Source organism: Citrobacter sp. RHBSTW-01044 (assembly GCF_013781945.1).
Taxonomy (GTDB): domain Bacteria; phylum Pseudomonadota; class Gammaproteobacteria; order Enterobacterales; family Enterobacteriaceae; genus Citrobacter; species Citrobacter braakii.
The window spans coordinates 1,364,664-1,386,054 of sequence record NZ_CP056180.1 but is presented as its reverse complement, the minus strand read 5'-3'; the positions used below and the strand labels follow the sequence as shown (position 1 = coordinate 1,386,054).

General features: G+C 55.7%; 17 protein-coding genes. 3 read left to right on the top strand and 14 right to left on the bottom strand.

The window, feature by feature from the left end; translation table 11 throughout:
- Positions 1-7 precede the first annotated feature (7 nt).
- From eutG to maeB, 11 genes are all read right to left on the bottom strand, one after another.
- Positions 8-1,195 carry an ethanolamine utilization ethanol dehydrogenase EutG gene (gene eutG, locus HV352_RS06575; RefSeq protein WP_016153951.1) on the bottom strand — a complete coding sequence of 396 codons (1,188 nt, stop codon included), beginning with the start codon at positions 1,193-1,195 and terminating at the stop codon, positions 8-10.
- Positions 1,185-2,024 (bottom strand): ethanolamine utilization protein EutJ, encoded by an 840-nt coding sequence (gene eutJ, locus HV352_RS06570; RefSeq protein ID WP_016153952.1) that lies wholly within the window; start codon positions 2,022-2,024, stop codon positions 1,185-1,187. Before eutJ ends, eutG begins: the two co-directional genes overlap by 11 nt.
- Positions 2,025-2,036: 12 nt before the next feature.
- Positions 2,037-3,440, bottom strand: a complete 1,404-nt coding sequence (locus HV352_RS06565; RefSeq protein WP_016153953.1) for an aldehyde dehydrogenase family protein — start codon at positions 3,438-3,440, stop codon at positions 2,037-2,039.
- An 11-nt stretch (positions 3,441-3,451) separates the two neighbouring features.
- The gene (gene eutN / locus HV352_RS06560) at positions 3,452-3,739 is read right to left on the bottom strand and encodes an ethanolamine utilization microcompartment protein EutN (protein ID WP_016153954.1); all 288 of its coding nucleotides are present in this window, start codon (positions 3,737-3,739) and stop codon (positions 3,452-3,454) included.
- 114 nt (positions 3,740-3,853) lie between these two features.
- Positions 3,854-4,147, bottom strand: a complete 294-nt coding sequence (eutM, locus tag HV352_RS06555) for an ethanolamine utilization microcompartment protein EutM (RefSeq protein ID WP_003835054.1) — start codon at positions 4,145-4,147, stop codon at positions 3,854-3,856.
- Between the two features lie 36 nt (positions 4,148-4,183).
- Complete coding sequence (gene pta, locus HV352_RS06550) at positions 4,184-5,200, bottom strand: phosphate acetyltransferase (RefSeq protein WP_016153955.1); 1,017 nt, start codon at positions 5,198-5,200, stop codon at positions 4,184-4,186.
- The gene (gene eutT, locus HV352_RS06545) at positions 5,197-6,000 is read right to left on the bottom strand and encodes an ethanolamine utilization cob(I)yrinic acid a,c-diamide adenosyltransferase EutT (protein WP_019077358.1); all 804 of its coding nucleotides are present in this window, start codon (positions 5,998-6,000) and stop codon (positions 5,197-5,199) included. The genes pta and eutT overlap by 4 nt, the downstream gene beginning before the upstream one ends.
- 9 nt (positions 6,001-6,009) lie before the next feature.
- Positions 6,010-6,714, bottom strand: a complete 705-nt coding sequence (gene eutQ, locus HV352_RS06540; RefSeq protein ID WP_049270083.1) for an ethanolamine utilization acetate kinase EutQ — start codon at positions 6,712-6,714, stop codon at positions 6,010-6,012.
- Positions 6,692-7,171, bottom strand: a complete 480-nt coding sequence (eutP, locus tag HV352_RS06535; RefSeq protein ID WP_016153958.1) for an ethanolamine utilization acetate kinase EutP — start codon at positions 7,169-7,171, stop codon at positions 6,692-6,694. The genes eutQ and eutP overlap by 23 nt, the downstream gene beginning before the upstream one ends.
- Before the next feature lie 12 nt (positions 7,172-7,183).
- Positions 7,184-7,519 carry an ethanolamine utilization microcompartment protein EutS gene (gene eutS / locus HV352_RS06530; protein WP_003037995.1) on the bottom strand — a complete coding sequence of 112 codons (336 nt, stop codon included), beginning with the start codon at positions 7,517-7,519 and terminating at the stop codon, positions 7,184-7,186.
- Positions 7,520-7,679: 160 nt separating this feature from the next.
- Positions 7,680-9,959 (bottom strand): NADP-dependent oxaloacetate-decarboxylating malate dehydrogenase, encoded by a 2,280-nt coding sequence (gene maeB / locus HV352_RS06525; protein WP_016153959.1) that lies wholly within the window; start codon positions 9,957-9,959, stop codon positions 7,680-7,682.
- A 280-nt stretch (positions 9,960-10,239) separates the two neighbouring features.
- Between maeB and tkt the strand changes: the two genes are divergently transcribed.
- Positions 10,240-12,234: a transketolase gene (tkt, locus tag HV352_RS06520; protein WP_016157105.1), complete on the top strand. Its 1,995-nt coding sequence runs from the start codon at positions 10,240-10,242 to the stop codon at positions 12,232-12,234.
- Here tkt and HV352_RS06515 read toward each other — a convergent pair.
- From HV352_RS06515 to aegA, 3 genes are all read right to left on the bottom strand, one after another.
- Positions 12,224-13,267: a DUF1176 domain-containing protein gene (locus HV352_RS06515; RefSeq protein ID WP_029139621.1), complete on the bottom strand. Its 1,044-nt coding sequence runs from the start codon at positions 13,265-13,267 to the stop codon at positions 12,224-12,226. The genes tkt and HV352_RS06515 overlap by 11 nt on opposite strands.
- 123 nt (positions 13,268-13,390) lie before the next feature.
- Complete coding sequence (nudK, locus tag HV352_RS06510; RefSeq protein ID WP_016157107.1) at positions 13,391-13,966, bottom strand: GDP-mannose pyrophosphatase NudK; 576 nt, start codon at positions 13,964-13,966, stop codon at positions 13,391-13,393.
- Positions 13,967-14,123: 157 nt separating this feature from the next.
- A complete protein-coding gene (aegA, locus tag HV352_RS06505) occupies positions 14,124-16,103 on the bottom strand; it encodes a formate-dependent uric acid utilization protein AegA (RefSeq protein WP_049270080.1) in 1,980 nt (659 codons plus the stop codon).
- 263 nt (positions 16,104-16,366) lie between these two features.
- Between aegA and narQ the strand changes: the two genes are divergently transcribed.
- Together narQ and acrD are read left to right on the top strand one after the other, a co-directional pair.
- Positions 16,367-18,064 (top strand): nitrate/nitrite two-component system sensor histidine kinase NarQ, encoded by a 1,698-nt coding sequence (narQ, locus tag HV352_RS06500; RefSeq protein WP_016157109.1) that lies wholly within the window; start codon positions 16,367-16,369, stop codon positions 18,062-18,064.
- Positions 18,065-18,248: 184 nt separating this feature from the next.
- Positions 18,249-21,362, top strand: coding sequence for a multidrug efflux RND transporter permease AcrD (acrD, locus tag HV352_RS06495; RefSeq protein ID WP_016153965.1), 3,114 nt, complete (start codon positions 18,249-18,251; stop codon positions 21,360-21,362).
- Positions 21,363-21,391: the final 29 nt, after the last annotated feature.

Sequence of the window (21,391 nt, the reverse complement as noted above, 5' to 3'; positions counted from 1 at the left end):
TGTGTATTTATTGTGCCGCCGCATACAACGCGATAATGTCGGCCTGCGTGGCGGTGCGTGGGTTACTGCGAATACAAATATCCTCCAGCGCGGCGTGAGCCCATGCGCTGTAATGCTCGGGCTTTGCCCCAACGTCAGAGAGTCGTTTGGTCTGGCCCACTTCGCTAATCAGCTCGCTGACGGCGTTGATGGCATCGCGATCGTCCGACTTCTTGTTGGTTAACGCCCGTCCGATATGGCTGAAACGCTCACGACACACCATGCGGTTGAACCCCATTACTGTGGGCAGCAGCATGGCGTTAGCCTGTCCATGTGGAATGTGCAGCGTCGCACCCGGCTGGTGCGCCATCGCGTGACACAGGCCCAGTCCCGCGCTGGAAAACGCCATCCCGGCCATACAGGAAGCCAGTAGCATGCTTTCTCGCGCCGCCAGATCCTGACCATAGCCAACGGCCTTCGGCAGCGATTTACCTATCATCGCAATCGCGCCAATCGCCAGACTGTCGGTAAACGGCGTCGCGTTCAGAGCGCTATACGCTTCAACGGCATGCGTCAGCGCATCGATCCCGGTCATCGCCGTTACGTGTGCGGGCACACCTTCCGTCAGCGCGGCGTCAAGAATCGCCACATCCGGCATCAGGGTTGCGTGGGCCAGCACTTTTTTAAGCCCGGTCGCGGCGTCGATAATCACCGTGACATTAGTGGTTTCTGAACCCGTTCCGGCGGTAGTCGGTACGGCAATCAGCGGCAGACGCGGGCGTAACGCGCTGCTCTCGTCCATGTCTGCCAGCGTCTGGGTGGGATTGGTCACCAGCAACGCCACGGCTTTTGCGGCATCCAATACGGAACCACCACCAAAGGCCACTACGCCATCGCACTTCGATTCACGCAGTTGCGCGACCGCCGCGCAGACGTCCGTAATGCACGGTTCGCCCACCGGACATGGCCACAGCGTCATCGCCACGCCTTTCATCGCCAGGCTGCGTTCCAGTGCGGCGGTCATCCCCGCCTGGTGCAGGAAACTGTCGACCATGACGAACATATGCGTCAGGCCGCGCGTTTGTGCTTCCTGTCCGCAGGTACTGAGCGCTCCCAGTCCACACAACGTAACCGGTGGAACGCTAAACGTTTTTACGCGTTGCAGATTCAGGGTATCGAATGCCTGAAAGAGCGCGGTCTGCAATTCAGCTTGCATAGATTCCTTCCGCTTTTTCTTTTCCGCTATTTGCAATCGCCAGCGGGGTCATAAACAGGCTGTGCTGGGGTAAATGCACCTGCAGTTCCGGGAAACGCTTACGAAACAGTTCATCAACGCCCGGCTGCATACAGGAACCACCGGCCAGCCATAAATCAGCCACGCCCTGTCCGGCAATATGGTGAGCCACAATTTCCGCCATTTTTTCGTAGACCGGCTTAACCACCGGCCAGATTTCTTTACCGTTGCTGCGTTTGTACTGCTCCGCCTCTTCCAACTGGATGCGACGGTTCCCGGCAAGCGTCAGAGAAATGTGGTGCCCGCCGGTCGCTTCATCGGCGGAGTAAGTCACCTTGCCTCGCTTCACAATCGCAATCCCGGTGGTACCGCCACCGATATCCACCACACCAGCGTTATCAAGCTGCAACAGGTCCGCCACCGCGGTCGGTTCATCGAGCACATGACTGACTTCAAGCCCGGCAGATTCCAGCACGTTGATCGAGATCCGTGGGTCAGTTCCCGGTGGAAACGAGGTTGCCGCGTGGGTAAAGCGGCAACCCAACTGTTGTTCGAGCGTATCGAGATGGCGACGAACGATAGTCACCGCACCGAAGAAATCCCAGACGATGCCATCGCGCACGACGTCGGCCCAGTCCAGGCAAACCGCAACCGGCTGTCCGTCACTGTCGACAACCATCGACACCACGTCACACGTCCCCAAATCCACGCCCAGCCACAGCGGTGAATCGCTCTTTACGGGCGTCTGGTTACATAGCGTTGCCGCTTTTAGCAATCTGGGTGTCAGCCAACGTTGTTCGTCGTGCGCCATATCGTTCACTCCTTATACAATTCTGAAGGCATCCACCAACACACAGCGACGCAGACGCACAAACGTGCGTGCGCTGGTCACCCCTTCCCCGGTTGGCGTGGTAATGGTCATCGTGGTCCAGCCTTCGCCGCCGAGTCCAAGACCGGCAATGCACGGTCCGTTCTTAACGAAAATGCTGGTATCAATGGCGTTTGCCATGCGGTTCATGTTGTCGATATTGCGCGAGTGCATCGCCGCCGTATGGTGACAACCGCCCTCAAGCTTGACCGCCAGTTCAATGGCCTCATCGACGTTGGCGACCCGCACGACCGGCAGAACCGGCATCATCAGTTCGGTTACGGCAAACGGGTGAGTCGCAGAGGTTTCGACGAACAACAGCCGGGTTTGCTCCGGTACGTTCAGACCAATCGCCGCAGCGATTTTTCCTGCGTCGCGACCCACCCAGTCACGACTGACCGTGCCTTTACCGCGTTCATCGACATTTTTCAGCAGCACCGGTTGCAGTTGTTCGGCCTGAGCCGTGGTCAGCTTGACTGCATGCTGGCTTTCCATCAGACGCATCAGCTCATCAGCGACGCTATCGACCACGATCAGCACTTTTTCGTCGGCGCAGATAATGTTGTTGTCAAACGAAGCGCCTTTGACGATCGACTGGGCTGCGCGTGCCAGATCAGCCGTTTCATCAACCACCACCGGCGGATTTCCCGCACCGGCGGCAATCAGACGTTTGTTGGTGTGCTTACGCGCGGCATCCACTACGGCTTCACCGCCGGTCACCACCAGCAGGCCGATGCCTGGGTACTTAAACAGACGCTGGGCGGTTTCAATATCCGGATTGGCCACGGTAACCAGCAGGTTTGCCGGTCCGCCTGCAGCAACTACCGCCTGGTTAAGCAGAGTGATAGCGCGCTGAGACACGCCCTTGGCAGCCGGATGCGGTGCGAAGACCACGCTGTTGCCAGCCGCAATCAGGCTGATGGCGTTGTTAATAACGGTCGCAGCCGGGTTGGTGGACGGTGTCACCGAGGCCACCACACCCCACGGCGCGTTTTCAATCAGCGTCAGGCCGTTATCACCGGTCAGAACCTGTGGAGACAGGCATTCCACGCCCGGCGTGGCGCGTGCCTGCGCCACATTTTTGGCAAATTTATCTTCAACGCGTCCCATGCCGGTTTCTGTGACGGCAAGTTCCGCTAATTCTCGGGCATGTTTTTCGCCCGCCTCACGTAGAGCCGTGATAGCCAGTTGGCGCATGGCAACGCTTTTCAGCCCTTGCTGGGCCAGTTTTGCTGCCGCCACTGCGTCATCCAGGGAGGCAAAAACGCCCATTTCTTGAACGGCACTGACGGGTTGGCTGCTGTCTTTCATTTTCAGCAGTACCGCTTTCACGACCTGTTCAATATCCTGTTGATTCATGATTTTCTGCCTTATTTATGGAAGATCACCTGACCACCTGCCACCACTTCATCAACAATGCCAATCACGCACAGATCGACAGGTGATGATTCGTTACGGTGCGCCTGACGGGCTGAGCTTCCGCTGACCAGCAGCACCCACTCTCCGGTTCCCGCCCCAATGCTGTCGATAGCAACAGCACATTGCCCGTCGGGATTTCCGCAGGCATCAATCATTTCCACCATCAGCAACTTGTCGTGCGCGAGCCCCTGATGGCGTACGGTACAAACAATTTGTCCTGTGACGATTGCCAGTTTCATACGCGCCTCCGTGGCATATTTCAGGTAAAACCTCCCCCTACCCTCCGCAGAAGGTAATGTGAAAAGGAGAGAGGGTGACGCCAGCAATGAAGTCTGTGGCGTCACATGGACGACTTACATGTCGTTGCTGTCGCCTTTAAAGCTGATCGGGAACACTTCTTCCAGATCGCCATGCGGACGCGGGATTACGTGTACGGAAACCAGCTCACCAATACGCTGTGCAGCAGCAGCACCAGCATCCGTTGCGGCTTTACATGCCGCTACGTCACCACGGACCATTGCAGTAACCAGACCGCCGCCGATCTGCTTCACGCCGACCAGTTTCACGCGTGCCGCTTTAACCATTGCGTCAGAAGCCTCAATCAGTGCAACCAGGCCCCGGGTTTCAATCATTCCTAATGCTTCCATTGTGTTTTCCTCTCATTAAGGGGTCCAGAACGGGACCTAAACAACCAGTGTGTGTGAGGCGTTTTCACGACTCATGTCAGTCTGACGCGGCACTGCTGCCACCAACGCCAGTTCGATAATTTCCTGTACGCTACAGCCGCGAGAGAGGTCATGAAGCGGTGCGGCAAGCCCTTGGATCAACGGACCTACGGCACGATACCCTCCCAGACGCTGGGCGATTTTGTAGCCAATATTGCCTGCCTCCAGCGATGGGAAGACCATCACATTGGCATTGCCCTTTAACGGACTGGCGGGCGCTTTTTGCGCGGCGACATCCGGAACAAAGGCGGCATCAAATTGCAGTTCCCCATCCACGGTAAGCTGAGGGGCGCGCTCACGAACGATCTCCGTAGCCTGCTGCACGTTAGCGACGTTAGGATGACGAGCGCTGCCTTGACTTGAAAACGACAGCATGGCCACGCGCGGTTCTTCACCGGTGATCGCCTGCCATGTCTGCGCGCTGGCAATCGCAATATCCGCCAGCTGCGCGGCTGTGGGCTGCGGCACGACGCTGCAATCGGCAAACCCTAATGCCGGCCCGAGGTACTGCGGCAGCATCAGGAAAATTGACGACAGCGTTTTACAGCCTGGCTGTAACCCAATAATGCGTAACCCAGCGCGCAGCACGTTTGCTGTCGACGACAAATTGCCCGCAATACAGACGTCAGCTTTACCCGCGCTAACCATGGCGGCGGCGAACATCAGCGGATCGTTGAGTTTTTCCAGCGCATCTGCAGGCGTTTTATCTCCCGCGCGGGCCAGCCAGCGCAGCGCAAACTCTTCACGCATGGACTGGTTGCTTTGCGGGTCGATAACCTGAATGCCATCCATTGCCACCCGATGGCTGAGGGCAAACTGGCGCAGCGCAAACGGACTGGCGACGAGAACAGGATGTGCCAGACCGTGCTGATGCAGGTAATTTGCCGCTTTCAACACCCGAACATCCAGCGCATCCGGGAACACCACCCGTGCAGGTGAGCGCTGGGCGAGTTGACGAGCACGTTCAATGATCATTGCTTCTCCCCCAGTCGCTGTTGAATTTGGCTAACCGTCAGTGGATGCTTCGCTACGCTCAGAATCATCATCACGTAGACCGTACTGGAAAGGCGATTGAGCGCCTGCATGATGTCCGGTCGCATCACGTCAAAACTACGGGTGATGAATACCTGGGCCGCCACCGTCTCCGTTTCACGAACTTTGGTACGCAGCAGATTAAGCAACGCGCAATCACGGCCATGACTGGCTTCAGGCACCAGATGGTCGTGGTCCAGATAGCGCAGCGGCTGATGCGAAAGCCGGTGTAAATCTTCGTCGCTTAACCCGACGATAGCTTGTGCTGCCAGCGGCTCGTCGATAGCGTCGGCGCGCATAATGTTGCCCAGACGCGAACGGATATCCGCCAGCCACGGCTGCCACGGTTCCGCCAGCTCTATCTGCAACCACACGGCCAGGGCGATGGTGCTGTCCAGCGCGGCGCGAAATCCCAGGCGCGGGTCACTTTTAGCGACCATCTTGTCCGCTGTCAGATGCGTCAGCGTGTCTGCTTTCTTCACCACCGGTTGATGACACAGTTCGCAACTGGCCTGTGGATGCGTATCGCTGCTGGTTAAACCATGCACCTGCTGCGGCTGCTGTTCTTCGTCATCAATAAACAGGCTACCCTGCTCGTCGATATACTTAATGCGCAGATGTCGGCTTTCCAGTAATTCCCGGGCAGATGGCGTCAGGCGAGCATCAGCGGGGAGATGAATTTCAGCCCCTTCGCTGAGCGTATGATTCGCTCTGAGCCATGCTTCGGTAATGAAATCCTTCATACATCCGCCTTAGCAGGACTGCCAGTTCGCAGGCCAGGCCACATACAGAAATTTCACCGTCGATGGCGTACCAAATTCGATGCTGGAGCCTTTCGGGATAAACATCACGTCCCCGGCTTTAGCAATCATGGTTTCGCCTTCGTGGCGAACGTGCAGCTCGCCTTCCAGAATCATGTCGATTTCGTCGTAGTTCAGCGTCCATGGGAAAAAAGCGTTATCCCACTGCATGAACCCGGCGGCCATGCTGCTACCGTCCTGGTCGGTCACCAGATCGGTTAAACCCACGCAGTGCGGCTGTGCGCCGTCAAAACGACCAAACTTCACGCTGCTGCCGTCGATGACTTTGACGCCGCCTTTGCCGGTCACCGAGTTAAAGCTCGGCTGCATTCCGCCCTGCTCCAGCGACTGTTTCTCCTTCATGACTTTGTCCATCAGTTGGGCGACCAGGCTTTCGGTAAACTGCCCTTCCGGTAACTGCGCAATGATGGTTTCGCGAATGCGCTGGCTTTCCGTTTTGCCATCATCCACCGCAGCCGGTGCAGCAGCAGCGACGGTTGGCGCGGATTCATCGCATTCACTGATGGTGACGCCCAGCAGCTCCGCAACTTCGCGCGCCTCCGGGGTGATGATGCTGGCGCGCAGAACAACCGACATTTCCTGTTCGCCGCGTGCGTGGGCCGCACGAATATCGTTAGCTGTGATGAGTTTTTTCACCTGCCCTTTCCTCCTTTTGGCTGAGCTCAGTCAGATAATCCACCAGGTGCTGCACGCTGCGCGGGTCATGGCTGTTGAGTTCGAAAATCGGCTCCTGGAACCCTATCCCGCGAAGTAGTTGTCGCGTTGCGGCGACGTCGGCATCCGGCATGTCCGTTTTGCTGATAACGGCGATTTGTCGTTTACTGGCGCCGATATCCAACAGCCCGGCAGGTAAGCGACTTTCTTTATCATTTGCCGCGTGTATATAAATCAACGTATCAACATCCTGCAGCGTGGTAATTAAGGCGTGATACCAGCGCGGATGGCTAAAATATTCTCCTGGCGTGTCGATATCGCCATTTTCATTAAACTCCACGGCCTGTGTTTTTCTGGCGAGGGAATAATTTCCCTGTAGCGCATTAAAGAGCGTTGTTTTCCCCGCCCCCACCGTACCGACAAACGCAATACGTTTCATCGCCGCCTCTGATTAACTTTTTGTCAGGTTGCACAAAGTGAAATTTAATAACCGACCCAGACCGCTTACCGTCTGTAATAACGCTTCTTCTACCGCACCTACCGAGCCGTAGATGACCAGCGCACCGCTGAATCGATCGAGAAAGCCGATATGTACATCTGCCGCCTTCATAGCTAAGTCACCGGCAATCATGGCGGTTTCGCCTGGCGTCAGCGTCATGATGCCGATAGCGCCCGCTTCGGGAACGCCGATCTTTTTCGCCAGTTCCTCGCCGGGGTGCGCAATGAGATGCGCCAGCGTAACCTGTTTCCCCGGCACAAATTCCTGAATAATGCGTTCTTTTTCCATTGCTCACCGCCTCCGCTAAAACTGCCCTCATCGTGGCAATTTTTTGTCAGAGTAAATAACAAAATTCGGCAACCATGTTTAAAAGGTGAAGTGGATCACTAAGAAAGGGGAAATAAAAAGGCGCGGGAGAAACCCGCGCCGGAAATAAATTAAAGTGAAATTACAGCGGCTGAGTTTGGGCTTCTACAACCGCCAGCGCCACCATATTAACGATACGACGAACAGAAGCGATCGGCGTTAATACGTGAACCGGTTTCGCAACCCCCATCAGCACCGGGCCGACCGTTACGCCTTCAGAGCTGGAAACGCGTAGTAAGTTGTAACTAATACGGGCAGCTTCCATATTCGGCATCACCAGAATATTCGCTGAGCCTTTCAGCGGACTGTCCGGCATGCGGTCATGACGGATGCTTTCCACCAGCGCGGCATCGCCGTGCATTTCGCCATCAATCATCAACTCTGGCGCACGCGCCTTAATCAGCTCCAGCGCTTCGCGCATTTTGCTGGCCGACGGACAGTTAGATGAGCCAAAGTTGGAGTGCGACAGCAGCGCTACCTTCGGTTCGATACCAAAGCGACGCACGGTTTCTGCCGCCATCACGGCGATTTCCGCCAGTTGCTCCGGCGTAGGATCGTCGTTAACGTAGGTATCGGCGATAAAGGTGTTACCGCTTGGCAGCAGCAAGGCGTTCATCGCCCCAGCAGTATGCACGCCATCGCGATGACCAAACACCTCTTTCACCACGCTGAAGTGCTCATGGTAGTCGCCTATCGTACCGCAGATCATCGCATCCGCTTCGCCGCGCTGCACCATGATCGCGCCGATCACCGTGGTGTTGGCAATTACCGCACGCTGCGCCTGCTCCTGGGTAATACCACGACGTTTCATAATCTGGTAGTACTCGCTCCAGTACTCTTTAAAGCGCGGATCTGACTCATTGTTGACGATCTCAAAATCGACGCCCGCTTTGATCTGCAGACCCAGTTTCTGGATACGCATTTCGATAACGCTCGGACGACCGATCAGGATCGGTTTCGCCAGACCTAAAGTGATTAGCTCCTGCGTGGCATGCAGTACACGCGCCTCTTCCCCTTCAGTCAGCACCACGCGCTTCGGCGCTTTGCGTGCCAGAGAGAAAATCGGCTTCATGAACAGGTTGGTTTTGTAGACGAATTCGGTCAGCTTATCGATATAAGCATCAAAGTCGGCAATCGGACGCGTTGCCACACCGGAATCCATCGCCGCCTTCGCCACCGCAGGGGCGATTTTGACGATCAGACGCGGGTCGAACGGTTTCGGAATGATGTATTCCGGCCCGAAGCTCAGGTCCTGGTCGCCATAGGCGGAGGCCACGACTTCGCTCTGCTCGGCGTGCGCCAGCTCAGCAATGGCGTGTACCGCGGCCAGTTTCATCTCTTCGTTGATGGCAGTAGCGCCGACGTCCAGCGCGCCGCGGAAGATGAACGGGAAGCACAGAACGTTGTTAACCTGGTTCGGGTAGTCGGAACGGCCGGTGCAAATGATGGCGTCAGAACGCACCTCTTTCGCCAGCGGCGGCAGGATTTCCGGTTCCGGGTTGGCGAGGGCCAGGATCATTGGCGCACGCGCCATCTTCTTAACCATTTCCTGCGTCAGCACTTTCGGACCCGAGCAACCGAGGAAAATGTCTGCGCCGTCAATGACATCATCCAGCGTACGTTTACCGTCATCCACCACTGCGTATGCCGCTTTGGTTTCCGCCATGTTTGGTTCACGATCTTTGTAAATCACCCCTTTGGAGTCGCAGACCACAATGTTGTGTTTCTGCATACCCAGCGCCACCAGCAGGTTCATACAGGCAATCGCCGCCGCACCTGCACCGGACACCACCATGCGCACATCAGAGATATTTTTCTCAACCACCCGCAGACCGTTAAGGATTGCGGCAGTACTGATGATTGCCGTACCGTGCTGGTCATCGTGGAATACCGGAATATTCATGCGCTCACGGAGTTTTTGCTCAATGTAGAAGCACTCCGGCGCTTTGATATCTTCGAGGTTAATGCCGCCAAACGTTGGTTCAAGCGCCGCTACCACGTTGATAAATTTATCCGGATCGAGTTCATCAACTTCGATGTCGAACACGTCAATCCCGGCGAATTTCTTAAACAGAACGCCTTTACCTTCCATCACTGGTTTACCGGCCAGCGCGCCAATATTACCCAGGCCCAGAACCGCAGTACCGTTGGAAATAACCGCAACCAGGTTGCCGCGTGCGGTGTATTTGTAGGCTGCCAGCGGGTCCTTTTCAATTTCAAGACACGGTGCAGCCACGCCCGGCGAGTAGGCCAACGCGAGGTCGCGCTGGGTTGCCAGAGGCTTGGTCGGAGAAACCTGGATTTTACCGGGTACCGGAAATTCGTGGAAATCGAGGGCGCTTTGTTTTAACTGGTCATCCATCTTGTTGTTCCTTTCACGTATCTATCAAAAAAGTGGCGCGGGTAACCATTCTACTGAGCCGCACATTATCACCTCAGTCAACGGCACAAACTTTGAAGATCCCCATACTCTCACCATTCAAAGAAAGAATTTGTTATCAATTTATAACATCTATGTTACCTGCTTAAGCCAGCAATACCATGCTTGTCTGCTATGCTTTTTGCTGACAACGCCCGCAATTATCTCAAAAGTGTGAATCACAACACGCATCTAACACTTTACTTTTCAAGGAGTATTTCCTATGACCCGTAAAGAGCTTGCCAATGCCATTCGTGCGCTAAGTATGGATGCCGTCCAAAAAGCTAACTCCGGCCACCCTGGAGCACCAATGGGGATGGCCGATATCGCCGAAGTACTGTGGAACGATTTCCTGCGCCATAACCCGTCCGATCCCACCTGGTACGATCGTGACCGGTTTATTTTATCCAATGGCCACGCCTCAATGCTGCTTTACAGCCTGTTGCATCTTTCCGGCTACAACCTGCCGCTCGAAGAGTTAAAGAACTTCCGCCAGCTCCATTCGAAGACGCCAGGACACCCGGAAATTGGCTATACGCCGGGCGTGGAGACCACCACCGGACCGTTGGGTCAGGGTTTAGCCAACGCTGTCGGAATGGCGATTGCAGAACGCACCCTGGCGGCGCAGTTTAACCAGCCAGACCACGAGATTGTTAATCACTATACCTGGGTCTTTATGGGCGACGGCTGTCTGATGGAGGGCATTTCTCACGAAGTGTGCTCGCTGGCGGGCACCCTGGGACTTGGCAAACTCATCGGCTTTTACGATCACAACGGCATCTCAATTGATGGCGAAACCGACGGCTGGTTTACCGACGATACCGCGAAACGCTTTGAGGCCTATCACTGGCATGTGGTGCACGAGATTGACGGTCATGACCCTGAGGCGGTGAAAAAAGCGATTCAGGAAGCACAGGCCGTTACCGATAAACCGTCGCTGATTATCTGCCGCACGGTGATTGGTTTTGGTTCACCGAATAAAGCCGGGAAAGAGGAAGCGCACGGCGCGGCGCTGGGTGAAGAAGAAGTGGCGCTGACCCGGCAGAAGTTGGGGTGGCATCATCCTGCCTTTGAAATCCCCAAAGAGATTTACCGGGCGTGGGACGCTCGTGAAAAAGGCGAGAAAGCCCAACAGAGCTGGAATGAGAAATTCGCCGCTTATCGACATGCGCATCCGGATCTGGCGGCAGAGTTTACCCGCCGGATGAGCGGTGGACTGCCGGAAGAGTGGGAAGAAACGACCCAGAAATATATCACCGAGCTGCAGGCCAATCCGGCCAAAATCGCCACCCGTAAGGCCTCGCAAAATACCCTGAACGCCTACGGGCCGATACTGCCTGAGCTACTTGGCGGTTCGGCGGATCTGGCGCCCAGCAACCTGACCATCTGGAAAGGCTCCACTTCTCTTAAAGAGGATCATGCAGGAAACTACATCCACTACGGCGTGCGGGAGTTTGGCATGACCGCGATTGCCAACGGTATCGCTCACCACGGGGGCTTCGTACCGTACACCGCAACGTTCCTGATGTTTGTCGAATATGCCCGTAATGCCGCACGCATGGCGGCGCTGATGAAAGCCCGACAAATCATGGTTTATACCCACGACTCGATTGGCCTTGGGGAAGATGGTCCCACGCACCAGGCCGTCGAACAGCTCGCCAGCCTGCGTCTGACGCCTAATTTCAGCACCTGGCGACCCTGCGATCAGGTTGAAGCGGCGGTAGGCTGGAAGCTGGCGGTCGAACGCCATGACGGGCCAACGGCGCTGATCCTCTCGCGGCAAAATCTGGCGCAGGTTGAGCGGACGCCTGAGCAAGTGCAGCAGATTGCCCGCGGCGGCTATGTGCTGAAGGATGGTGGCGGTAAGCCGGATGTTATCCTGATTGCTACCGGTTCAGAAATGGAAATCACACTGCTGGCAGCGGAAAAACTGACCGGTGAAGGTCGTAACGTGCGAGTGGTTTCTCTGCCCTCAACCGATATCTTCGACGCCCAGGATGAGGCGTATAGGGAATCGGTTCTCCCCTCAAACGTCAGCGCGCGCGTGGCGGTAGAAGCAGGAATTGCCGACTACTGGTACAAATATGTTGGGCTGAAAGGGGCGATTGTCGGTATGACGGGTTATGGGGAGTCGGCTCCGGCAGACAAGCTGTTCCCGTTCTTCGGCTTTACGGTGGATAACATTGTCGACAAAGCGCATAAGGTGCTTAACGTGTGATCCACAGCGTGGGCCAGGCATCTGGCCCATGCCAGTTATCGCAGCTTGGCTCTTGGGCATAGCGCACCAGACGAAAACGCTGGCCGTCGTAGCGCCAGCGGGTCTGGATACCGCAATCTGCCAACCCTCGTCCTTTAGCGAGGGTTACCAGCTCGCGCGACTTCTCATCAAACGTGGCGTTGGTCAGCTCCATATCGCGACTTTCCGCATCCGTTTTAAAAGGCAGGCTTAGCCGTACCGCCCGTGACGTCAACGGGGTAGTACGTGAAACCACCCACGCCAGATCGATGGTGTTATATGCCCCGGCTTCACAGCCGATCATCAGCAGCGCTTTATCATCCGTTAAGGCCGTGACGCGCATCTCGCGACGCAGCGGATCGATCGAACAGCGAATACCGTTGATCCGCCAGTTACCGTAATCCAGCAATTCACTGCGCTCTTGTTGCGTGAGAGGCGTTGGCGTTGGGTTAATCACAGCCACGCCTTTTAAAGCGGGAGCGGGAGGTACGCTGAGCGGAGGCTCGTCGCCTTTTTCAATCCATGCGGTTTCGCTGCCGACCCGTTTTTGCTGGGCGTCGATAAAAAGCAGCGCGGCTTTTAGCCCGACCAGGGACAGGTTTTGCGCCCCTTTTTGCAGGGTTATCGCCTTCGCGTCCTGTACGGTTGTTAAAAATGCGCTGATGGTGGCCGGATCATCGGTCATCAGTTGCCAGGGGGTAATACGCCAGTGTTCGCCGCGAAGCGGGAGCGCTGAGCCATCCAGTAGCAGACGTGGCGCAATATCGCTCTCTTTGGCTGTGGGCGATTCCAGCCCACCCAGTTCAATACGCAACACGGCGTCGGTATGTGCCCCGGCACTGCGGCTCAAGGTCATGACCAGGCCGTGATGTTCTCCGGTATTGCGCGCCACGCAAAAGTTTTGGTTATTGCACGTCACCTGCCAGTCAGAAAACGTCTGTTGCGCGGGCGCGGCCCACAGCAAACGGACGGGTAACAACCCGAGCAGGAAAAGTAAAATAACGCGATAGCGCATGGACGGTACAACCCCGAAGTCAAAACACACAGCCTAAGCGGTATCTTCCTTGCGCGACTGATGTGGCTCAATAAGAATCGTCGGATTGGCCGAAAATTTGTAAAGAAATATAAATCCCGCGCATTAGTCCATGAGATGCGACGACTGCAAATAGTTCAGCAATAGCACCGTCTTACCGTCACGGATCTCACCCGTTTTAATCATTTCCAGCGCCTGTGTGAACGGCAGCTCCAGAACCTCAATATCTTCATCTTCCACCCCTCCGCCCGCATTTGCCCGCTGGCTGTCGCTGTATTGCGCAATAAAGAAATGAATTATCTCCGTCACGCCGCCCGGCGACATATAGAGTTCAAACAGCTTACGCACTTCACCCACTTCAAAGCCGGTCTCTTCAATGGCCTCTTTCCGAATGCACGCTTCCGGTTCGTCGTTATCCAGCAGCCCGGCGCAGGTTTCAATCAGTTGACCGCTTTCATTACCATTGACCCAGGTGGCGACGCGAAACTGGCGGATGAGCACCACCGTTTTCTTCTCCGGGTTATACAGCAGGATAGTGGCGCCGTTGCCGCGATCGTAAACCTCGCGTTTGTGACGAATCACCTCTCCATTGCTACGGGTCAGGTCATAGGTGATATTGCGCAGGATGAAGTAGTTATCGGAAAGGACTTTATCTTTGATGAGGGTAATTTTTTGCGACATACCGGCTCCACAGCAAGAAGTGAGAAATAATACTACGCCGTGAAACCGGGTTTGTCTTGGTGCAATGTCGGCCTGATAAGCGAAGCGCCATCAGGCAATTATGCGGCACAGAGCCGGATAGCAACGCTAACGCGCCTTATCCGGCCTTCTTAGCGACTTAGTGAGATTTGACTGATTTTACGCCCAGCCAGTCGACGATCCCCTGGGCGGCATGCCGTCCTTCCGCCATGGCCGTAACCACCAGATCCGCACCGCGTACCGCGTCACCACCAGCGAAGATTTTCGGGTTACTGGTTTGATAACGGTATGCGCTTTCAACATTGGCGGCTATGCGCCCCCAGTTATCGACCTTAACCCCATGCGTCTCCAGCCACGGCATGCCATGTGGGTGAAAACCAAACGCCATGATCACCGCATCTGCGGGCATGACAAACTCACTCCCGGCGAGGGGAACCGGGCGACGACGCCCCTGCGCGTCCGGCTCGCCAAGCTGGGTACGTAAAAAACGCACGCCGCTGACTCGCCCATCATCATGTAACACCAGCTCAACCGGCTGGACGTTAAACTCGAAGTTAGCCCCCTCTTCCCGGGCGTTCTTCACCTCTTTTTTCGAACCGGGCATGTTGGCTTCATCACGACGATAAGCGCAGGTCACCTGGCGTGCGCCATGACGCAGCGCGGTACGCACGCAGTCCATTGCCGTATCGCCTCCGCCCAGTACAACCACGTTCAGTCCGGCGGTGTCGATGAACGGCTCTTCAGGCAGTTCATCCAGCCCCATCACCTGCTTGGTGTTGGCAATCAGGAACGGTAACGCGTCATAAACGCCAGGCGCGTCTTCATTCGGCAGATCCGCTTTCATGGAACGATAGGTTCCTACGCCCACGAACACGGCATCGTAATCCTCCAGCAGCGCCGACAGCGCCACATCCTTACCCACTTCACAGTTAAGTTCGAAATGAATACCCATGGCGCTGAAGATTTCACGGCGGCGGGCCAGCAGCGATTTGTCCAGCTTGAAGGCCGGAATGCCGAACGTCAGCAAACCGCCGATTTCAGGGTGGCGATCGTATACGGTGGCGCTGACTCCGCTGCGCGCCAGCACATCCGCGCAGGCCAGACCCGCCGGACCCGCGCCGATGATAGCAACGCGCTTATCCACTTTCTGCACGTGGCTTAAGTCCGGTCGCCATCCTTTGCTCAGGGCCCGATCAGAGATGTAACGCTCAATATTTCCGATAGTGACCGCCCCATGCTCGCTACGCACCGTACATGCCCCTTCGCAGAGTCGGTCCTGCGGACATACGCGCCCGGTCACTTCCGGCAGGCAGTTAGTCTGGTGAGAAAGCTCAACCGCCGCATCGATATTCCCGGCTTTGACCAGTTCAATCCACTGCGGAATATGGTTATGCAATGGGCAGGTCCATTCGCAAATACTGTGGTCGCCGCATTTCAGGCAGCGGGACGCTTCCCGTTCCGCCTGCGCCGTACGAAACGGTAGATAGATCTCCTCAAAGCTGGTTTTACGGGCCTCAATTGCCAGCTTATCCGGCTCACCACGCGCAGGCGTCGCCTGCATTTGCTCACGTTTGGTAATTGCATGCGAAACGAAATCGGTGGCGTTGGCATGCCAGGGCTGGCTTTCCAGACTGGCGGTGCGTAGCCTGCGCGCTTTTGACAGACCAGTAAGCGAATTTTCCGTCACCAGTTGTAACGCTTGCGCCGGACAGTTCTCTACGCAGGCGGGTCCCTGTTCGCGTCCCTGACACAAATCGCATTTGTGCGCAGTGGCTTTCACCTTCCCTTTAGCGACTGGAGTGAGTACGATCTGCATCGTGCCGAAAGGACAAGCAACGACGCACGATTTACAGCCAATACACTTTTTCGGGTTCACCTGAACGCTGTCGTTATCATGGCTGATTGCCCCGTTCGGGCAACTTCTGGCGCAGGGCGCATCTTCACAGTGATGGCAGGTTACCGCACTGCGCTGCTGCTGATGCTTGATGACGGTAATTCGGGGCTGGAAATGCCGTTGACTCAGGACATGCTGCTCGCCATTGTGAGCCATGACGCAGGCGACCTCACAGGCATGGCATCCCAGGCACTGCTGGCTATTAACCATAATAAAACGATTCATGGCTTCCTTCTTTTTTGGTTGCAAAAACCTTATTCTTTATATGAGTGTTGTTATTAACCGACACGGAAGGAAGCGGCAATGTTCATTTGCCCAGGAAGCACAACTATTTATCCAGAACCTGTGGCAGATCAATTTATTTCATCGCATATGAAATTGTGTTTCAGTTACCATCCAGTTTCATGGCGTTTTATTAACATTTATCAAATACACCGCATCGTTCGGGCTGTTTTAAGGCGCGACGTGTATTGTGTGAGGATGCACAAGTGACGGTAAAGCGTCCGGTCTCGGCCAGTCTGGCTAAAGCTTTTTTCTACATAGTGCTGTTGTCGATTCTCTCAACGGGTATTGCGCTGCTCACGCTGACCAGCAGCTTACGAGATGCCGAAGCCATCAACGTGGCTGGCTCATTGCGCATGCAAAGTTACCGTCTGGGTTACGATCTGCAAAGCCAAAGTCCGCAGCTTAACGCTCACCGCCAGCTTTTCCAGCAGGCGCTAAATTCGCCAGCACTACAGAACCTGAACGCGTGGTACGTGCCTCAAGCGGTAAAAAGTCGCTATGGACGTCTACATGCAAACTGGCTGGAAATGAACGCCCGTCTGATCGATGGCGATTTAAATTGGTACCAGAGCAATATCAATAACTATGTCGATCAAATCGATCTCTTCGTGCTGGCGCTGCAACATTATGCCGAACGCAAAGTGATGCTGGTTTTTGGTATTTCACTGGCGGGCGGGATCGGCATATTCACCCTCGTTTTCTTTACCTTGCGGCGTATTCGCCAGCAGGTGGTGCGTCCGCTGAATAAGCTGGTGGTGGCCAGCCAGCACATTGAACACGGTCAGTTTGACATCCCGTCGCTGGATACTGATTTGCCCAACGAACTCGGGTTGTTGGGCAAGACCTTCAGCCAGATGTCGAGTGAATTACACAAGCTGTACCGCTCGCTGGAAGCGTCTGTCGCTGAGAAGACCCACGATCTCCACGAAGCTAATCGTCGTCTGGAAGTGTTGTATCAGTGCTCTCAGGCGTTAAATACCAGTCAGATTGATGTGTACTGCTTCCGCCATATTTTACAGATCGTCCGCGAGCATGACGCCGCCTATTTCCTGGAACTCACCGTCGGAGATAACTGGCGAATTAGCGAAGGCGCAAAAAGCCCCGAGCTGCCGATGCAGATCCTGCCGGTCACCATGCAGGAAACCGTCTACGGTGAACTGCACTGGCAAAGCCCGAACGTCAATGCTTCTACCCCTCTGCTCAACAGCGTCTCCTCGATGCTGGGTCGCGGGTTGTACTTCAACCAGGCGCAAAAACATTTTCAGCAGCTGTTGTTAATGGAGGAGCGGGCGACGATTGCGCGCGAGCTGCACGACTCGCTGGCGCAAGTGCTCTCTTATTTACGCATTCAGCTCACGCTGCTGAAGCGTTCGATTCCCGAAGATAACGCCCCAGCGCAAAGCATTATGGCGGATTTTTCTCAGGCGCTGAACGACGCCTACCGCCAGCTACGCGAACTGCTCACCACCTTCCGCCTGACTTTACAGCAGGCCGATCTCCCCTCCGCCCTGCATGAAATGCTGGAAACGCTGCAAAATCAGACATCGGCTAAACTGACGCTTGATTGCCGGTTACCGACCCTGGCGCTGGACGCGCAAATGCAGGTGCATCTGCTGCAGATCGTCCGTGAAGCGGTGCTGAACGCGATTAAACATGCCAGCGCAACCGAAATTGCCGTCAGTTGCGTGACCGCGCCGGATGGTAATCACACGGTTTATATTCGCGATAACGGCATCGGCATTGGCGAGCCGCATGAGCCTTCGGGGCACTATGGGTTAAATATTATGCGCGAGCGGGCGGAAAGGCTGAGCGGCACGCTGACTTTCTCTCAACCCTCCGGAGGGGGAACGCTGGTGAGCATCAGTTTTCGTTCGGCAGAATCCGACGGAGAGCTAACGTAAAGAACCGCAAAGCGCCGTCGGTTCTCGATCCAGGCCTGACGGCGTTGGCACGAAAGGTATGCTGTAAACGGGCATGATAATTTACATTATCTTCTTTTTTTCTCCACGTTTGCCCCGTACCTTGCCGCTAAAGTGAAGCAATTCACACCCATAACGATACGCAGAAACACGAGGTCCCCTTTTAATGGCGAATTTTTTCATCGATCGCCCCATTTTTGCCTGGGTGTTAGCAATCCTGTTGTGCCTTACAGGAGCCCTGGCTATTTTTTCGCTGCCCGTTGAGCAATATCCCGATCTGGCACCGCCAAACGTGCGGGTAACCGCGAACTACCCTGGCGCGTCCGCACAAACCCTGGAAAATACCGTCACCCAGGTTATCGAGCAGAACATGACTGGTCTCGATAATCTGATGTACATGTCGTCGCAGAGCAGCGGGACAGGCCAGGCGTCGGTTACGCTGAGCTTCCTCGCGGGAACCGATCCTGATGAAGCCGTCCAGCAGGTGCAAAACCAGCTGCAATCGGCAATGCGTAAGCTGCCGCAGGCGGTACAGAATCAAGGGGTCACGGTGCGCAAGACCGGTGACACCAATATTCTGACCATCGCCTTCGTCTCCACCGATGGCTCAATGGATAAGCAGGACATCGCCGACTACGTCGCCAGTAATATCCAGGATCCGCTCAGTCGTATAAACGGCGTGGGCGATATTGACGCCTACGGTTCACAATATTCCATGCGTATCTGGCTCGACCCGGTCAAACTTAACAGCTTCCAGATGACCGCCAAAGATGTGACCGATGCTATCGAGTCACAGAATGCGCAGATTGCCGTCGGGCAACTTGGCGGCACGCCTTCGGTAGACAAACAAGCGCTGAATGCGACGATCAACGCCCAGTCGCTGCTGCAGACTCCGGATGAATTCCGCGCGATTACGCTACGCGTCAACCAGGACGGCTCAGAAGTTAAACTGGGTGATGTGGCGACGGTCGAAATGGGTGCGGAAAAGTATGACTATCTCAGCCGCTTCAACGGCCACCCGGCTTCCGGTCTGGGGGTAAAACTGGCCTCCGGCGCCAATGAAATGGCAACGGCGGAGCTGGTTATCGACCGCCTGAACGAGCTCTCTCAGTATTTTCCGCACGGGCTGGAATACAAGGTGGCGTATGAAACTACCTCCTTTGTCAAAGCCTCAATCATCGACGTGGTGAAAACACTGCTGGAAGCGATCGCGCTGGTATTCCTTGTGATGTACCTGTTCCTGCAAAACTTCCGCGCCACGCTGATTCCTACAATCGCCGTTCCCGTCGTCCTGATGGGTACTTTTTCCGTCCTCTACGCCTTTGGCTACAGCGTTAACACCCTGACGATGTTTGCGATGGTGCTGGCGATCGGCCTGCTGGTCGATGATGCCATTGTGGTGGTGGAAAACGTCGAGCGAATTATGAGTGAGGAAGGCCTCTCGCCGCGGGAAGCGACGCGGAAATCGATGGGGCAAATCCAGGGCGCGCTGGTCGGTATCGCCATGGTGCTGTCGGCGGTGTTTATCCCGATGGCCTTCTTCGGCGGCACTACCGGGGCTATTTACCGCCAGTTCTCGATTACCATCGTCTCCGCAATGGTTCTTTCAGTTCTGGTGGCGATGATCCTCACCCCTGCCCTGTGCGCCACTCTGCTCAAACCGCTACATAAAGGCGAGCATCACGGGCAAACCGGTTTCTTTGGCTGGTTTAACCGGATGTTTAACCGCAACGCCGAACGCTACGAAAAAGGCGTCGCCAGGATCCTGCACCGCAGCCTGCGCTGGATACTGATTTACGGCCTGCTGCTCGGCGGTATGGTTTTCCTGTTCCTGCGCCTGCCAACCTCCTTCCTGCCGCTCGAAGACCGCGGCATGTTTACCACCTCGATACAGTTGCCCAGCGGCTCGACCCAGCAGCAAACTTTGAAAGTAGTTGAGGAAGTGGAGAAGTATTACTTCACCCATGAGAAAGACAACATTACGTCGGTCTTTTCTACGGTCGGTTCCGGCCCTGGCGGGAACGGTCAAAACGTGGCGCGGATGTTTGTCCGCTTAAAAGACTGGGATGATCGCGACACCACCACCGGAACCTCTTTCGCCATCATCGAGCGCGCGACTAAAGCCTTTAATAAGATTAAAGAAGCCCGCGTCTTCGCCAGCAGTCCTCCGGCGATTAGCGGTCTCGGGAGCTCTGCCGGTTTCGATATGGAGCTGCAAGATCACGCCGGTGCGGGCCATGATGCGTTAATGGCCGCGCGCGACAAGCTGATTGAGCTGGCCGGGAAAGACGCGTCTCTGACCCGCGTTCGTCATAATGGTCTGGACGACAGCCCGCAGTTGCAAATTGATATCGATCAGCGCAAAGCCCAGGCGCTGGGCGTTTCCATTGATGACATCAACGACACCTTGCAAACGGCCTGGGGCTCCAGCTACGTCAATGACTTTATGGACCGGGGTCGCGTGAAGAAGGTTTACGTGCAGGCGGCGGCAAAATATCGCATGCTCCCGGACGACATCAATCTGTGGTACGTCCGCAATAATAGCGGCGGCATGGTGCCTTTCTCAGCCTTTGCCACGTCGCGCTGGGAAACGGGTTCACCGCGTCTGGAACGCTATAACGGCTACTCCGCCGTCGAGATTGTTGGCGAAGCCGCCCCAGGCGTCAGTACCGGTACGGCGATGGACATTATGGAATCGCTGGTCCACCAGTTGCCGACCGGATTCGGCCTCGAATGGACCGCGATGTCTTACCAGGAACGGCTGTCGGGCTCTCAGGCGCCAGCCCTGTACGCCATTTCTTTGCTGGTGGTGTTCCTGTGTCTGGCTGCGTTGTACGAAAGCTGGTCGGTTCCCTTCTCCGTCATGCTGGTTGTACCGCTGGGGGTCATTGGCGCGCTGCTCGCTACCTGGATGCGCGGTCTGGAAAACGACGTGTACTTTCAGGTCGGGTTACTCACCGTGATCGGGCTTTCGGCGAAGAACGCAATATTGATTGTTGAATTCGCCAATGAGATGAACGAGAAAGGTCACGACTTGCTCGACGCCACGCTGCATGCCTGTCGCCAACGCTTACGCCCAATTCTGATGACGTCACTGGCGTTTATCTTTGGGGTGTTGCCGATGACCATCAGCAGTGGTGCAGGTTCCGGCGGTCAACATGCGGTGGGGACTGGCGTAATGGGCGGGATGATTTCAGCCACAGTCCTTGCGATTTACTTCGTTCCTCTGTTCTTTGTGCTGGTACGCAGACGCTTCCCATTGAAGCCCCGCCCAGAATAATCGGACACAAAAAAGGCGACTTACGTTGA